General features: G+C 66.6%; 13 protein-coding genes. 5 read left to right on the forward strand and 8 right to left on the reverse strand.

Annotated elements, in window-relative coordinates; genetic code table 11:
- Window positions 1–134: 134 nt before the first annotated feature.
- The 4 genes from pheT to AC5Y21_RS10170 form a co-directional block, all read right to left on the reverse strand.
- Window positions 135–2642 carry a phenylalanine--tRNA ligase subunit beta gene (gene pheT, locus AC5Y21_RS10155; RefSeq protein ID WP_499911893.1) on the reverse strand — a complete coding sequence of 836 codons (2508 nt, stop codon included), beginning with the start codon at window positions 2640–2642 and terminating at the stop codon, window positions 135–137.
- On the reverse strand, window positions 2642–3685 hold the full coding sequence (pheS, locus tag AC5Y21_RS10160; protein WP_499911894.1) for a phenylalanine--tRNA ligase subunit alpha: 1044 nt from the start codon (window positions 3683–3685) through the stop codon (window positions 2642–2644). Before pheS ends, pheT begins: the two co-directional genes overlap by 1 nt.
- A gap of 124 nt (window positions 3686–3809) precedes the next feature.
- Complete coding sequence (locus AC5Y21_RS10165; protein WP_499911896.1) at window positions 3810–4604, reverse strand: rhomboid-like protein; 795 nt, start codon at window positions 4602–4604, stop codon at window positions 3810–3812.
- A gap of 9 nt (window positions 4605–4613) precedes the next feature.
- On the reverse strand, window positions 4614–5468 hold the full coding sequence (locus AC5Y21_RS10170; protein ID WP_499912067.1) for an adenylate/guanylate cyclase domain-containing protein: 855 nt from the start codon (window positions 5466–5468) through the stop codon (window positions 4614–4616).
- Window positions 5469–5728: 260 nt separating this feature from the next.
- On the opposite strand from AC5Y21_RS10170, the gene AC5Y21_RS10175 reads away from it, so the two are divergent.
- The gene (locus AC5Y21_RS10175; protein ID WP_499911898.1) at window positions 5729–6781 is read left to right on the forward strand and encodes an oxygenase MpaB family protein; all 1053 of its coding nucleotides are present in this window, start codon (window positions 5729–5731) and stop codon (window positions 6779–6781) included.
- A gap of 28 nt (window positions 6782–6809) precedes the next feature.
- On the opposite strand, the gene AC5Y21_RS10180 is transcribed toward AC5Y21_RS10175, so the two are convergent.
- The 4 genes from AC5Y21_RS10180 to infC all read right to left on the reverse strand — a co-directional run bounded on the left by AC5Y21_RS10180 (window position 6810) and on the right by infC (window position 8948).
- Window positions 6810–7607, reverse strand: coding sequence for a TrmH family RNA methyltransferase (locus AC5Y21_RS10180; protein WP_499911900.1), 798 nt, complete (start codon window positions 7605–7607; stop codon window positions 6810–6812).
- Window positions 7608–7620: 13 nt separating this feature from the next.
- Complete coding sequence (gene rplT / locus AC5Y21_RS10185; RefSeq protein WP_499911901.1) at window positions 7621–8010, reverse strand: 50S ribosomal protein L20; 390 nt, start codon at window positions 8008–8010, stop codon at window positions 7621–7623.
- Window positions 8011–8108: 98 nt separating this feature from the next.
- Complete coding sequence (gene rpmI, locus AC5Y21_RS10190) at window positions 8109–8303, reverse strand: 50S ribosomal protein L35 (protein WP_499911903.1); 195 nt, start codon at window positions 8301–8303, stop codon at window positions 8109–8111.
- Between the two features lie 42 nt (window positions 8304–8345).
- Window positions 8346–8948: a translation initiation factor IF-3 gene (gene infC / locus AC5Y21_RS10195; RefSeq protein WP_499912068.1), complete on the reverse strand. Its 603-nt coding sequence runs from the start codon at window positions 8946–8948 to the stop codon at window positions 8346–8348.
- A gap of 471 nt (window positions 8949–9419) precedes the next feature.
- On the opposite strand from infC, the gene lysX reads away from it, so the two are divergent.
- The 4 genes from lysX to AC5Y21_RS10215 are packed head-to-tail and all read left to right on the forward strand — an operon-like array spanning window position 9420 to window position 15171.
- Window positions 9420–12758, forward strand: a complete 3339-nt coding sequence (gene lysX / locus AC5Y21_RS10200; protein WP_499911907.1) for a bifunctional lysylphosphatidylglycerol synthetase/lysine--tRNA ligase LysX — start codon at window positions 9420–9422, stop codon at window positions 12756–12758.
- Between the two features lie 17 nt (window positions 12759–12775).
- Entirely contained in the window at window positions 12776–13201 is a 426-nt protein-coding gene (locus AC5Y21_RS10205; RefSeq protein ID WP_499911909.1) for a DUF6653 family protein, read from the forward strand.
- Between the two features lie 10 nt (window positions 13202–13211).
- On the forward strand, window positions 13212–13439 hold the full coding sequence (locus AC5Y21_RS10210) for a hypothetical protein (RefSeq protein WP_499911912.1): 228 nt from the start codon (window positions 13212–13214) through the stop codon (window positions 13437–13439).
- The gene (locus AC5Y21_RS10215; protein ID WP_499911914.1) at window positions 13432–15171 is read left to right on the forward strand and encodes a serine/threonine-protein kinase PknH/PknJ; all 1740 of its coding nucleotides are present in this window, start codon (window positions 13432–13434) and stop codon (window positions 15169–15171) included. Before AC5Y21_RS10210 ends, AC5Y21_RS10215 begins: the two co-directional genes overlap by 8 nt.
- Window positions 15172–15258 lie beyond the last annotated feature (87 nt).

A 15258-nucleotide genomic window follows, 5' to 3' on the forward strand; every position in this document is an offset into this window, starting at 1 on the left:
AGCCGCTAAAGCGATATCGCCGACGATATCGCCATGCAAACCACAACATGGCCCGCTTTCCCGGTACCCGAGTGACAGGTGTGACGAGGCAGCCAGCCGCCGACCGGTTCTTTGGCAGCTTGCGCGCGGAAGCGCTAGGCGCGCAGTACCGCACCAGTCCGCTCCGCGGCGCGACGCACGGCGGCATCGCGCGCCGCGCTGGCGTCGTCTTCGGTCAGCGTGCGGTCCGGCGCGCGGAACCGCAGCGCGAAGGTTAGCGACTTTCGATCGTCGCCGAGCTGCGGTCCGGTGAAGACGTCGAACAATTGAATGTCTTCCAGCAGTTCGCCGGCACCCTCACGAACGGCGTCTTGGACCGTCTGGGCCGGCATGTCCGACGACACCACCAGGCTGACGTCCTGAAACACCGCGGGAAACGGCGAAACCCTGGGTGCCAATCGAACCTCGACGATGGGAATCGCGGCCAGGTTGAGCTCAATCGCGCAGGTTCCCTTCGGCAGGCCCGATCGCTCGAGCACGGCGGGATGCAATTGCCCCGCGTGACCGATCAGCGTTTCCCCGATCAGCACTTCGGCGCACCGGCCCGGGTGCCAGGGCAGGTACTGACCCGCCCGAAGCGTCACCTCAACCCCGCTAGCCCGCGCGATGATTCGCACCGCTTCGAAAGCGTCGGCGGCTTCGACCCGCCGGCCCGGGCCCCACGGACCCCGTGCCTCACGCAACCCGGTCAATACCGCGGCGACATGCTGGGGTTGCCGGGGCAACGAGGCATCCAACATGGCGATCTCGGCATCGGTGGGCCGGCGATCGCCTGGGATGAGCTCGACGCCGCGAGTCTGCTCAGTCGGCTGAACCACCTGCGCGATGCTGAACAGCGCGGCATCGACTATGCCACGGGATACGTTGCGCCCCAAGGCTTCCAGTAGGGCGGGCAGCAGCGTGGTAGCCAGCTGCGGGCGGTCGGCCTCCAGCGGGTTGACCACGTCGGCGGTGTTACGCCGCGGGTCGTCGGCCGGCAGTCCCCACAGGTCGAACACGGCGGCCGGCAAAAACGGGGTCGGCAGGATCTCCACGTAGCCGGACTGGGCCAGCGACTTCCCGATCGCCCGGCGACGCTTCTGCACCGCGGTCAGTCCCCGGCCCGCGGGTGCCTGCGGCAATATCGACGGGACGATCTCCAAGCCCTCCAGCCGCATCACCTCTTCGACGAGGTCGGCGGACTGCAGTAAATCGGGTCGCCAGCTCGGCGGTGTCACGGTCAGAACCGCGCCATCAGCGGCCACCTCCGCGCCGATCTGGGTCAGCCGCCGCGCCGCCGTGCCCTCTGGATACGCCACACCGGCGATGCGGTCCGGTAGGTCGACGGCCATCCGGATCGGCGGCCCGGGCCATTCGGCGACCGAGTGGCCGACTGCCGGGTCGCCGCGCCAATCGGTCAACGTCGGCGAGACTGTGCCCCCGGCGATGTCGGCGAGCAAGGTGGCGCACCGGTCCAAGACGGCTACCGAGATGGCGGGGTCCACGGCGCGCTCGTAGCGCCAGGCGGCCTCGCTGGGCAGATGCAGCCGCCGCTGAGTGCGCGACACCGCGGCCGGGTCCCACACCGCCGCCTCCAGCAGGACGTCGGTCGAGTCGGCGCGCACCTCGGTGCTGGCCGCGCCCATCACGCCGCCGATCGCCGCGGTCGCGACGTCGTCGACGATCAGGACGTCGGACGGCTCCAGCTTGCGTTCGATGTCGTCGAGGGTGACGACGGTCTCGCCGGGCCGGGCGAACCGCACGCCGAGACCGCCGGTGATGCGCTTGCGGTCGTGCGCGTGCATGGGATGGCCCAGTTCCAGCATCACGTAGTTGGTGACGTCGACCGCCGGCGAGGCCGCGCGGATGCCGCACAGCAGCAGCCGGCGCTGCAACCACCACGGCGAGGCAGCGGTGGGGTCGATTCCGGTGACCGCGCGCAGCGCGAAGCGGCGTACGCCCGTTTCGGGCTGCACCGTCAGCGGCCACGCCTCCCCTTCGACCGGCAACGACGCGATCACCGCATCGGAGGCGGGGTCGACAAAGTCCAGGTCGTACGCGCAGGCGATTTCGCGGGCCAGGCCGCGCACCGACATGCAGTAGCCACGGTCGGGGGTGATGGCCAGGTGGAAAACGACATCGTCGAGTCCGAGGACCCCAGCCCCGTCGGCTCCCGGCTCTGCGGTTCCCGGCGGCAGCACCAAGATTCCGGAATGATCTGCGCCCAAACCGAGTTCGGCCGCCGAGCAGATCATTCCGTCGGAATTGCGGCCATAGGTCTTGCGCGCCGCGATGGCAAACCCGCCCGGCAGCGTGGCGCCGGGCAATGCCACCACCACCAGATCGTCGACCGCGAAATTGGTCGCACCGCAAACTATCTCGCGATCAACCCGATCGCCGACGTCGACCAGGCACGCGCGGATCGGCTTTTTGAAGCCGGTCAGTTCTTCCACAGCGGTGACCCGGCCCACGGTCAACGGGCCGTCGACCGGACCGAGGGTGATGACCTCCTCGACTTCGTGGCCGATGCGCACCAGGGTCTGCTCGAGATCGGCGGGGGCGACATCCCAGTCCGGTGCGCCGGCGGAGACCACCTCACGTAGCCAGCTGTAAGGGACGCGCATCAGGCACCAACCCCGAACGGCAGTGAGAACCGAACGTCGCCCTCGACCATGTCGCGCATGTCGGGTATGCCGTTGCGGAACTGCAGGGTGCGTTCCAGGCCCATCCCGAACGCGAAGCCCGAATACACCTCCGGGTCAATTCCGGCGGCCCGCAACACGTTTGGATGCACCATTCCGCAGCCGCCCCACTCCACCCAGTCAGCGCCGCCCTTCTTGTCGGCAAACCACACGTCGACCTCGGCGGACGGTTCGGTGAACGGGAAAAAGTGCGGACGGATCCGGGTGCGCGCCAACGGCCCGAACTCGGCTCGTGCGAAAGCGTCGAGGGTCCCGCGCAGATGCGCCATGGACAGGCCGCGGTCCACGGCCAAGCCTTCGACCTGGTGGAAGACCGGCGTGTGGGTGGCATCGAGTTCGTCGGTGCGGAAGGTGCGCCCGATCGAGATGATGTACACCGGCGGCTCGCGTTCCAGCAGGGTGCGCACCTGCACCGGCGAGGTATGCGTGCGCAGCAGTTGCCGGGAATCCTCCGGTGCGACGTAGAAGGTGTCCTGTTCGCTGCGGGCGGGGTGGTCGGGAGGGAAGTTCAGGGCGTCGAAGTTGAACTGCTCGGTCTCGACCTCCGGCCCCTCTGCCAGCTCCCATCCCATCGCGACGAAGGTATCGGCGATGTGGTCGGCCAAGATGGTGATCGGATGCCGGGCGCCGGTCGGCTGACGCGTCGACGGCAGCGTGACGTCGATACCTTCGGCGACCAGCACCGCCGCGTCGCGCTCCGCCCGCAGCACCGCCAGCCGCTCGTCGTAGCTGCGCTGGGCGTCGGTGCGTGCGGTGTTGACCCGCTTGCCGGCGTCGGCGCGCTCTTCCTTGGGCAGAGTCGCCAATGCCTGCCGCGCCAGCGCCAACGGCGAGCGGTCACCGAGGTGCTCGGTCTTGATCCGCGCCAGCGCGTCGAGGTCCGCGGCGACCGCGATCGCGTGCTGCGCGGCGCTGACCGCCTTGGCCAATGCCTCGGGCGACAAATCGACGGGTTGATCCCCCACGCGGCGAACTTCTCCTTGGCTGACGCGGCTATTTCGGGTTGCCCGCATCGACATTGAGCGGGCGGGATTCGCCCGATCATAAGTGATTGTCGGTATGTGACCCGGCTCTCGCCACAGGGAAGAGTCAGGCAGTCAGCGCGGCCACCGCCGACGCGGCCAGCAGCCGGCGGCGGCTCTTGCGAAGCTGGGCGATCCCGTAGCCGGCAAGTGCGCCCAGCACGCCGACCCCGAGCGCGGCCGCCATCGACCCCCAGTGGTGAGCCAGCAGGAGGAAGCCGAACCCCGAGGCGTTGGCCAGCATCAGCAACCGCACCCACGTCCAGTGCACCGGCCGGCGGAACCGAGACGCCACCAGCACGCCCAGCATCACCGCGACCGCGTGGCCCGCGTTGGTGAACTCGCCGCCGACGACCCCGGCGGTCAATCCCGCCGAAATCCACCAGCCGATCCAAGCCGGCCGCCAGCGCCGCGGGATTGTTGCGGTCAGTGCCCCGAGCACCGCCAGCGCGCCGTAGCTCATCCCGACGTCGCTGGCGCGGGTGATGGACCACGGCATCCAGCCCAGCTCGACGGAAGCCGCGAGAGCCCCGACCACCACCAGCGTCGCGCCGATGTGGCCGACGACAAAGGCCACCATCAGCCGGATGGTGTGCAAATGAAGTTCAGCCAGCGCCAGCAGACACGCCAGGAAGGGCATCCAGAAGTACAGCGGTCCAGCCTCGACGACGAACGCGCTGTCCAGCAAGGTGCCCAGGCGTCCATGCGACAGATTGTGCAGGTTTGTGCTGGCCCGCTGAATGATCCGGTCGTGTGTCTGGGGACCGACCATCAGAATTACGGTGCTGACCGCGAAGAGCGCTGCCATATAGCCGACGGTGAACCGCACTCGCGCCAACCGGGACAAGATGCCGTAAATCATCGCGTATCACTATGCCTGTGCATTTGTTTCCGCAGCTTCAACAGAGGTTAAGAACTCCCTACGAGTTTTGAGGCGGTAGATCGCCAGCTCCGCCGGAACACCGGCGGGTTTGTGGGCAAACGGAGGTTTCCGTGCGCGCTTGGCGACGACACCCAATTCGTCCAAATCGCTTTGCGGAATCAGGTCCAGAGTCGCACTGGACACCATGACGCCGCCTTTGGTCGCGCGTTCCATCACCCGGGCGGCGATGTTGACGTCGATCCCCAGCCAGTCCGAAGCCAGCCGTTGCGGACGGCCGGTATGGATTCCCACCCGCATTCGCGGCGTGTATCCCTCTACCTCGACCGATTTCATCGCCTCGTCGGCGACCAGCACGGCCCGTACCGCGGTCAGCGGATTGCGGAACACCGCCATGACCCCGTCTCCCAACCGCTTCACGATGTGCCCACCGGCGTCCAGCAGCGGCGTCTCGACGGCCCGGGCAACCTGACGCAACAGCGTGAGCGTCGCCTCGTCGCCCGCCTGCAACGACCACGACGAGAACTCGACCAAGTCGGTGAAGACCAGCGTCACCTCCGGATTCGCCGGCCGCCGCGACACCGCCTCGGTCAGCGCCTGCCACACCTGCAGCACACTCAGACTGACCTCCCGCGACGCCGCATCGCGATCCCCCAACAGCCGGTCGGCGGCGCGCGCCGCGGCGCGCGGTCCACCCTCGCCCGCCGTGGACAGCGGGTCGCCGAAGTCGGGGTCGCCGGGCAACAACCGTCGCGCCCGCCGGACGAACGCCACGACTCCCGGACTGTGGTTGGTGGAGCGCAACCATCGCACCGGCGTGCGTCGTTGGGACGTCGGGGACGCCAGCGCAGTACCCGTCTCTGCGGACCCGCCGGAATCCGTGTCCTCAGGTCCGGCTTCCACCCTGGCAAGGGTAGGCGGTCGCTCCTGACCCCGGCAACGACGGCCACCGCGACTGTGTCGCAACTCGCACCGAAGGGCCTGATCACGCCCTTGCCATACGGTTGCCGAACACCTGCAACACGCTCGCCCGCGAAAGCCCGAAATCATAGACAACGTGCGTTGTCAAAGTTATCGTGAGCGCATTCGGGAGTAGGAGGCCAGCGATGACTACCACGTCGATATCGCCCCAGACATCCGTCGAACCGCTCGGACCTGACTCGCTTACCTGGAAGTATTTCGGTGACCTGCGCACCGGAATGATGGGCGTGTGGATCGGCGCGATTCAGAACATGTATCCGGAGCTGGGCGCGGGAGTCGAGGAGCATTCGATCCTGCTGCGTGAGCCGCTGCAGCGGGTGGCCCGTTCGGTGTATCCGATCATGGGAGTGGTCTACGACGGCGACCGCGCGGCCCAGACCGGCGAGCAGATCAAGGGCTACCACCGCACTATCAAGGGGGTCGACGCCGACGGGCGCCGTTACCACGCGCTGAACCCGGAGACGTTCTACTGGGCGCATGCGACGTTCTTCATGCTCGTCATCAAAGTGGCCGAGTACTTCTGCGGCGGCTTGACCGAGGCCGAGAAGCGCCAACTCTTCGACGAGCACGTGCAGTGGTACCGGATGTATGGGATGAGCATGCGGCCGGTGCCCAAATCGTGGGAAGAGTTCCAGGAGTACTGGGAGCGGGTCGGCCGCGACGAGCTGGAGATCAACCAGGCGACCCTGGACATCTTCAATATGCGGATTCCCAAGCCGAAGTTCGTGCTGCTGCCCACACCGCTCTGGGACCAGTTCTTCAAGCCGCTGTTGGCCGGCCAGCGCTGGCTCGCGGCCGGCCTGTTCGAACCGGCCGTCCGGGAGAAGGCCGGAATGCGCTGGACGCCGGGCGACGAAATACTGCTGCGGCTGTTCGGCAAGTTGGTCGAAGTGGCCTTCCTGGCGGTCCCCGACGAGATCCGGTTACACCCGCGTGCGCTGGCCGCCTACCGCCGGGCCGAGGGACGACGCCGAAGTGATGCGCCGTTAATCGAGGCGCCGGCGTTCATGGCGCCGCCGCGGGACCGACGCGGGCTGCCGATGCACTACTTCCCCTCGGGTTCCGACCCGTTCGCCAATCCGGCCAAGTTCCTGTTCGAGCGCGCCGGATCGCTGGTGCACGGCACGCTCTCGATTGCCGGACTGCGACCGGCCCGAGGCCGCAGAAGGGCCGCCTGAACCCAAGGCGCGGAATTTCGCGGCCAGCTCACGCTCGCGAACCGGGTCCCCGGCCCAGCGCCCGCGCACTCTGGTACAGACAGATCGCCGCGGCCGCCGCCACGTTCAGGCTCTCTGCGCCGCCGAACATCGGGATGCGCACCCGGTGATCTGCCTCATGCGCGATCTCGGCGGACAACCCGTGTGCTTCTGGCCCGAACAGCCAGGCCGTCGGCTTGGCGAGCAGCGGCTCGGCTTCGTCGAGGCCGGTCTCGCCGTCGACCGTGCTGGCCAACACCTGCAGACCTGCCGCTCGCAATGCGGTGACCGTGCCGTGCGGATCCGGCGCGACGACGACGGGGATCGCGAAGATGCTGCCCGCCGAGGCGCGCAGGCATTTGCCGTTGTAGGGGTCGACGCTGTGCCCGCCCAACACCACGGCCGCGGCACCCATCGCGTCGGCGATGCGGATGACGGTGCCCGCGTTTCCGGGCTCCCCGATCTCGACGGCGACCACAACCAGTCGAGGCGAGCCCGCCAGCACATCGGCCAGCCCGGTCGCTGGTGTTTCGCAAACCGCGACCAAGCCGGCCGGCGTCACCGTGTCGGAGAGGGCTTTCGCAGCGCGCTCGGTCACCAGATGCACTGGCGAATCTTGGGTGGCCAGCAAGGATGCGTGTCGCTGTGCGGCGGACTCGGTGGCAAACACATCACGGACCAAGCCGCGCGCCGACGCGGCCCGGACCAGGTTGGGACCCTCGGCAAGAAATCGCCCGGCGCGTCGTCGGCCGACGTGACGATGCAACTTGACCGCCGCGGCCACCCGGGCCGAGCGTTCGGTGAGCACTACCCGACCTGGGCTAAGCGGCCTCTCCGGACGGGGCATTGACGTCGTCGGGAAGTGCCGCCCGGGCAACGTCCACCAGCGCGGTGAACGCCGCGGGATCGCTGATCGCGATGTCGGCGAGGTTCTTGCGGTCCACCTCGACGCCCGCCGCCTTCAGGCCCTGGATCAGCCGGTTGTAGGTGATGTCGTTGGCGCGGGCGGCGGCGTTGATCCGCGAGATCCACAATTTGCGGAACTCACCCTTGCGCGCGCGACGGTCGCGGTAGGCGTAGTTCAGCGAATGCAGCTGTTGCTCTTTGGCTTTGCGGTAGAGCCGGGACCGCTGGCCGCGATAGCCTTTCGAGGCCTTGAGGATGGTGCGCCTCTTCTTGTGGGCGTTGACTGCCCGCTTCACGCGTGCCATGGATTTTCCTACTCTCGTTCAAACGTTCAACCGTGACTGGTCGTTATCGTCGTGATGGTCAAGGGGGGTGGCGCTGGTGCGCAGTGCCGGTCAGCGTGTCAGCCGTTCAGCAGGGACTTGACCCGCTTGGCGTCGTTGGCCGACACCGCGGTGCGGCCGTCAAGCCGCCGGGTACGTTTGGTCGGCTTGTGCTCGAGCAGGTGCCGGCGATTGGCTTTCTGGCGGACGATCTTCCCGGTTCCGGTGCGCCGGAACCGCTTCGACGCCCCGCTGTGGGTCTTGGCCTTGGGCATGTTTCCTCTAGCTTCTAGTCAGTTGGCGTGTTCTGCTGGCAGTCAGTTCGGCGACGGTGTCGTCTCCCCGGATGCGGGCCCCCCAAGTCCCCCGGCCGGTCCCTCAGGATGCCGCGCCCTGGCGCGAGTCTTGGCGCCGCGGTGCGGTGCCAGCACCATCGTCATGTTGCGTCCGTCCTGCTTGGCCGAGGTCTCGACAAAGCCGTAGTCGGCGACGTCGGCGCCCAGCCGCTGCAGCAATCGGTAGCCCAGCTCGGGCCTGGACTGCTCGCGTCCGCGAAACATGATGGTGACCTTGACCTTCGATCCGGCCTCCAGGAAGCGGACCACGTGGCCCTTTTTGGTCTCGTAGTCGTGATCGTCGATCTTTGGTCGCAGCTTCTGTTCCTTGACGACGGTCTGCTGCTGGTTCCTGCGGGATTCGCGCGCCTTCTGCGCCGCCTCGTACTTGTACTTGCCGTAGTCCATGATCTTGCAGACCGGCGGTCTGGCGTTGGGGGCAACTTCGACGAGGTCGAGGTCGGCGTCCGCGGCGACGCGGAGTGCGTCTTCGATGCGCACGATGCCTACCTGCTCCCCTCCCGGTCCAATCAGTCGGACTTCAGGTACGCGGATGCGCTCGTTGACGCGGGTCTCAGTGCTGATGGGGCCTCCCCTGCTCGGCTGCTCTGGTCTTTTCGCGTGACCAGAGCCAGGAGATGGCCAGGAATGCATCAAGATGCATCGGGACGGCAGTAGCGGAAACACCACGCCATCAGCAAAAAAGCCCTGCACAAGCAGGGCCCAATGCCGACCGATCGCGGCTTGACACTCAAGCCGCCTGCGCAACGCGCAGGACAGGCACTACAACATGCCCGTGACCGGACCGCATAACCTTGAGGGCGCCTGTTAAAACCTCAGCGCATTCTCGTGGCTAGCGGTGGGAGTGGGACTCCACTTAACTGTCCCTGGCCTTCGCCGGGATGGTCGCGCAGGCCAGTCTAGCAGTCTGGGCCCGGACGGCGTTGCTGACGACTCCGGACGACTCTGGGCGACTCGGGAAGACCCGGAATACTCTTCGCCACTGTTGGCCGTTCGCCAGCCATTTCACGGTTTGAAGGAATATCCTCGCGGTCTGTGACACTCGCATCGACTCGCCCGGGGGCTAGCCAGTCGAACTCCCGGCTGCACTGGGTTCCGGCGGCGGCTGGCTGGACCGTCGGCGTCATCGCGACCGTGTCCCTGATCGCGAGTGTGTCGCCCCTGCTCCGCTGGCTCATCAAGCCGCCACGGGAATTCATCAACGCCTACCTGTTCAACTTCCCGGATACCAGCATTGCGTGGTCATTTGTGCTGGCGCTGCTGGCGGCCGCCCTGACCGCCCGCAAACGGATCGCCTGGTTGCTGCTGCTCGGCAATATGGTGCTGTCCGCCGTCTTGAACGTCGCCGATATCGCCCAGGGCGGCAACAGTCCGGCCGAGATCTTCGGCGAAAATCTCGGCTTCGCTTTTCACGTGGTCGCGTCCGTCCTGTTGGTCCTGAGCTATCGGGAGTTTTGGGCCAAGGTCCGCAAGGGTGCCCTGTTCAAGGCGGCCGCGGTGCTGATCACCGGGTGGGTGATCGGAATCCTGTTGTCCTGGGGCCTCGTCGAAATGTCCCCCGGAACGCTCAGCGCGGACGATCGGTTGCTGTACGTGGCCAACCGGGTGGTCGGGTTCGCCATCGTGCCCTCCCACTTGTTCACCGGCAAGCCGCACGTGTTCCTCAACGCGATCTTCGGGTTGTTCGGCGCACTCGCGCTGATCGTGGCGGCCATCGTCCTGTTTCAGTCCCAGCGCGCGGAGAACGCGCTCACCGGTGAGGACGAATCCGCCATCCGCGGCCTGCTCGAATTGTGGGGCCAGAACGACTCACTGGGCTACTTCGCCACCCGTCGCGACAAGTCGGTGGTGTTCGCGCAGAGCGGTCGGGCTGCCATCACGTATCGAGTCGAAGTCGGGGTCTGCCTGGCCAGCGGCGACCCGATCGGCGACCCGAAAGCCTGGTTGCATGCCGTCGGCGCATGGCTGGCCTTGTGTAAGGCGTACGGCTGGGCGCCGGGCGTCATGGGGGCCAGTTCGGAAGGGGCCAAGGTATATCGCGAGGCCGGTCTCAATGCCTTGGAGCTGGGCGACGAGGCGATCTTGCGATCCTCTGACTACAAGCTGTCCGGTCCGGAGATGCGCGGGGTGCGCCAGGCGGTGACGCGGGCACGCCGGGCCGGCCTGACGGTACGTTTCCGACGGCACCGCGACATTTCCCCCGAGGAGATGTCGGACACCATCGCCCGCGCCGATGCCTGGCGCGACACTCAAACCGAGCGCGGCTTTTCGATGGCGTTGGGCCGGCTCGGCGATCCGGCGGATTCCGACTGCCTGCTGGTCGAAGCGGTAGATCGGGACGGCCAAGTCGTCGCGATGCTGTCGCTGGTCCCCTGGGGACAAACCGGTGCCTCGCTGGATCTGATGCGCCGTTCGCCACAGTCCCCGAACGGCACCATCGAACTGATGGTCAGCGAGCTCGCCCTGAACGCCGAAAAGCTCGGTCTCATCCGAATTTCCCTGAACTTCGCGGTGTTTCGGTCCGCGTTCGAGCAGGGCGCACAGCTCGGCGCCGGCCCGGTTGCGCGACTGTGGCGGGGGCTGCTGCTGTTCTTCTCGAGGTTCTGGCAGCTGGAGGCGCTGTACCGCTCGAACATGAAATACCAGCCTGAATGGGTACCGCGGTACGCCTGCTACGACGATGCCCGGCTGATGCCCCGGGTGGGTGTCGCCTCGGTGATCGCCGAGGGATACCTGGTGTTGCCGTTCAGCCGGCGCAACAAGGAGCACACCGGTCATCACCCGGCCGTGCCGGCGCGACTCGCGGAATCCGGCTTGCTGCATCACGACGGATCGGCTCCGGACGTCAGTGGGTTGCAGCACGAACGAACCGTCGCCGCCGAGGAAGGACCGAAGTCCCGGCTGCCCGAACAAGTCCGGGTGCGCCTGGCCAAGCTGAAGACGCTGCAGCGCACCGGCATTGACGCCTACCCGGTGGGAAGTCCACCCAGTCACACGATCGCCCAGGCGGTAGACGCAGCAGATCAGGACAACGTCTCGGTATCCGGACGCATACTGCGGATCCGTGACTACGGTGGCGTGCTGTTTGCCGACTTGCGTGACTGGTCGGGTGAAATGCAAGTGCTGCTGGACAATTCACGCTTGGAGCGGGGCCGCACCCGGGACTTCACCGCGGCCATCGATCTCGGCGACCTGGTCGAGATGACCGGGCAGATGGGCTTCAGTAAGAACGGGACCCGCTCGTTGATCGTGCGCGATTGGCGACTGATCGGTAAATGCCTGCGGCCCTTGCCGAACAAGTGGAAGGGGCTGACCGACCCGGAGGCCCGGGTACGGACCCGATACGTCGACTTGGCCGTCAATCCCGAGTCCCGGGATCTGGTCACGGCCCGCAGCAGCGTGTTGCGCTCGATCCGGGAGACGTTGTTCGCCAAGGGATTCATCGAAGTTGAGACCCCAATCCTGCAACAGATCCATGGCGGCGCCGCTGCCCGGCCCTTTGTCACGCATATCAACAGCTATGACATGAACCTGTTCTTGCGCATCGCGCCGGAGCTTTACCTCAAGCGGCTCTGTGTCGGCGGTGTGGAGCGGGTGTTCGAGCTGGGCCGGGCATTCCGCAACGAGGGGGTGGACTTCAGTCACAATCCGGAGTTCACGTTGCTCGAGGCCTACCAGGCGCACGCCGACTACACGGTGTGGATCGACGGCTGCCGTGAGCTCATTCAGAATGCCGCTGAAGCCGCTAACGGCTCGCAGACCGTGATGCGGTTTCGGACCGACGGGTCGGACCGCACGGACGACCGCGTCGAGCCGGTCGACATTTCCGGCGTCTGGCCGGTCAAAAGCGTGCACGAAGCGGTATCCGAAGCGCTCGGCGAACACATCGACGCCGACACCAGCCTCGCCACCCTGCGCAAGCTGTCCGACGCCGCGCACATTCCCTACCGCAAACAATGGGACGCCGGCGCGGTGGTACTGGAGCTCTACGAGCATCTGGTCGAGGACCGGACCGAGCATCCGACGTTCTACATCGACTTTCCCGCCTCGGTGTCGCCGCTGACCCGGCAGCATCGCAGCAAGCACGGCCTCGCCGAGCGGTGGGACCTGGTGGCCTGGGGCGTCGAACTGGGCACCGCCTACAGCGAACTCACCGATCCGGTCGAGCAGCGGCGACGCCTGCACGAACAGTCCCTGCTCGCCGCCGGCGGCGACCCAGAGGCAATGGAGCTCGACGAAGACTTCCTGCAGGCGATGGAATACGCGATGCCGCCGACAGGCGGACTGGGCATGGGCGTCGACCGTCTTGTGATGCTCATCACCGGCCGCAGCATCCGCGAGACCCTGCCCTTCCCCTTGGCGAAACCGCACTAGCCGAACGGGACCGGTAATTGCCCGCGCTATCGATCGCAGCCTTTCGCCGCGCGATGTTTGCGCGGCACGCCAATCCGTGGAGCGCCTGGACGCGCTGGGCGAGCACACCGCTGGTGCTGGTGCCGGTCTGGACGCGGCGATGGAGCCATGCCGCGCTGGTCGCGTTCTGGCTGGCAGTCAATCCGGTCGTCTTCGGCGAACCCCGAGATGAGCACGCCTGGTCGACCCGGGCGATGCTGGGTGAGGAGCTGTGGATCGCCCGTCGACCCCGGGATGCCGCCACGGCACTCAGCGCGCTCACATCCGCGGTGGCGCTCGGCGCTGCTGTCGCCGCCCGTCGTCGTCGATTGATCCCGGCGATGGTCGCGGTAGTGGTGCAGATGGCGCTGACGCTGGTGTACTGGGAGCAGATGGCTCGTTATTTCGATCGGGAGCCAAAGTAGCCTGGTCTGCATGCCTGACGAATCAACAGCGTCGGACGGATACGACAGTTCGGGCGTGCCGACCTTCGAATCCGTCCGCGAGAAGATCGAAACTCGATACGGGACCTCGCTGGGCGCTACGGAACTCGACGCCGAGAGCGACGCAGGCCGGAAGGTCGAGGACGAGTACGACAAGCGTCAGCGGGCGGCGGCCGAACGGCTGGCGCAGATCCGGGACTCGATGCGAAGCGATGACTGACACCGATCCGACGACGCGGGTAGGAACCCAGTTCGGCCCCTACCGGCTGCAGCGGCTGCTGGGCCGGGGCGGAATGGGCGAAGTCTACGAAGCCTACGACACGGTCAAAGACCGTACCGTCGCGCTGAAATTGATGTCGCAGCACTTCAGTTCCGACGACGTGTTCCGCCGACGCATGCAACGCGAGGCGCACACCGCCGGCCGCCTGCAAGAACCGCACATCGTGCCCATTCACGACTACGGCGAAATCGACGGCCAACTGTTCATCGACATGCGCTACGTCGAGGGCAACGACGTCTCGGCGCTAATCCGCCGCGAAGGACCGCTGGCTCCGCCGCGCGCGGTGGCCATCATCGAACAGGTCGCCGCCGCGCTGGACGCCGCCCACCGCGCCGGGGTGATCCACCGCGACGTCAAACCCGAGAACATCCTGCTCACCGGCGAAGACTTCGCCTACCTCGCGGACTTCGGCATCGCGGCGGCATTCACCGACAAGAACGTGACCAAGACCGGTACCGCCGTGGGCAGTTGGTGCTACATGGCGCCTGAACGTTTCGGCGACGACGACATCACCTACCGCACCGACATCTACGCGCTGACGTGCGTGCTCTACGAATGCCTCACCGGAGTTCCGCCGTACTCCTCCGAGAGCCTGCCCGCGCTCATGGCAGCACACCTCACCCGGCCCATCCCCCGGCCCAGCCAGCAAAACCCCGCCGTGCCAAGCGGTTTCGACCACATTATCGCCCGCGGGATGGCCAAGGAACCCGCCGAACGCTACGAATCGGCCGGCGCCCTGGCGAAGGCCGCTCATGATGCGTTGAGTGCGCCCGACCAACACCGGGCGGACACGCTGCTCGAGCACACCCAGCAATACGTCCCGCCGCCCAACGGGCCGATCCAGATGATGCCGCCACCACACGCGCTGCCGCCGCCGGGTTGGGCACCGCCCCGGCCGCCTACGCGCAAACCGTGGTTGATCATCGGCGCCGTGCTGTTGGTAGTGGCCCTGCTCGCCGGCACCGCCATCTGGCTGGCGGTCCGCGATACGCGCGGTGGAGGGGTGAATAGCCAAAGCACCACCCCGACCGCGACGACCGGCGCCGCAGTCACCACCACCGCCGCAACTCCCACCACCACTAGGACGGTTGCGACAGTTGCTCCCGCGCAACTGAATTCGCTCTTGCTGAGTCCGACGCAAATCGACGCCTACTTCTCGACGTCCGGCATCGCCGTCAGTAAGACCAGAACGGATATGGCAGACGTCGACCCCGGGGACAAGCTGTCGGATGCACAATGCCTTGGGGCGTTGATTGGTTTCCAGAGTCCGACCTATAAGAGCAGTGGCTATACCGCGACGGTGGCCCAGCTGTTGCAGAAGGGCGGAAATCCCGGCATCGTCGTAGTCCAAGGTGCCGTGCTCTTCGCGTCCGCCCAGCAGGCGTCCCAATTTGTCTATTCTCAGAGCCTGCAGTGGCAAACGTGCGCCGGAAAGACCATCACTCAGACGACCCATGACGGCAAGACGTACTCGTGGAGATTCCATGACGTCGACGGCACTCCCCCGAAAATCGCGCTGGTGCACGACTCGACCGACAATACGGGCGCGACCTGCCAGCACGTGCTCAGCGCGGTGTCCAACACTGTCATCGACGTCAACGCCTGCGCATCTCAGCTCACCAACCAGGCCAGCCAAATCGCCACCGATATGGCCGCCAAGGTGCCAAAGTAATCTCGCGGCGGCACTGAAAGCGGCCGCCGAGCTCGCTGTGGATAATCGGTGCCGATATCTGCAAATCGAAGATCCGTCGAACGGAGG

It is taken from the genome of Mycobacterium sp. NGS41 (assembly GCF_059812725.1).

What these genes read in the sequence shown, in the direction of transcription:
- pheT (WP_499911893.1), bottom strand. Translation starts at nt 2,642, where the DNA reads ATGCGCGTCCCTTACAGCTGGCTACGTGAGGTGGTCTCCGCCGGCGCA.
- AC5Y21_RS10165 (WP_499911896.1), bottom strand. Translation starts at nt 4,604, where the DNA reads ATGATTTACGGCATCTTGTCCCGGTTGGCGCGAGTGCGGTTCACCGTC.
- AC5Y21_RS10175 (WP_499911898.1), top strand. Translation starts at nt 5,729, where the DNA reads ATGACTACCACGTCGATATCGCCCCAGACATCCGTCGAACCGCTCGGA.
- rplT (WP_499911901.1), bottom strand. Translation starts at nt 8,010, where the DNA reads ATGGCACGCGTGAAGCGGGCAGTCAACGCCCACAAGAAGAGGCGCACC.
- rpmI (WP_499911903.1), bottom strand. Translation starts at nt 8,303, where the DNA reads ATGCCCAAGGCCAAGACCCACAGCGGGGCGTCGAAGCGGTTCCGGCGC.
- AC5Y21_RS10210 (WP_499911912.1), top strand. Translation starts at nt 13,212, where the DNA reads ATGCCTGACGAATCAACAGCGTCGGACGGATACGACAGTTCGGGCGTG.
- AC5Y21_RS10215 (WP_499911914.1), top strand. Translation starts at nt 13,432, where the DNA reads ATGACTGACACCGATCCGACGACGCGGGTAGGAACCCAGTTCGGCCCC.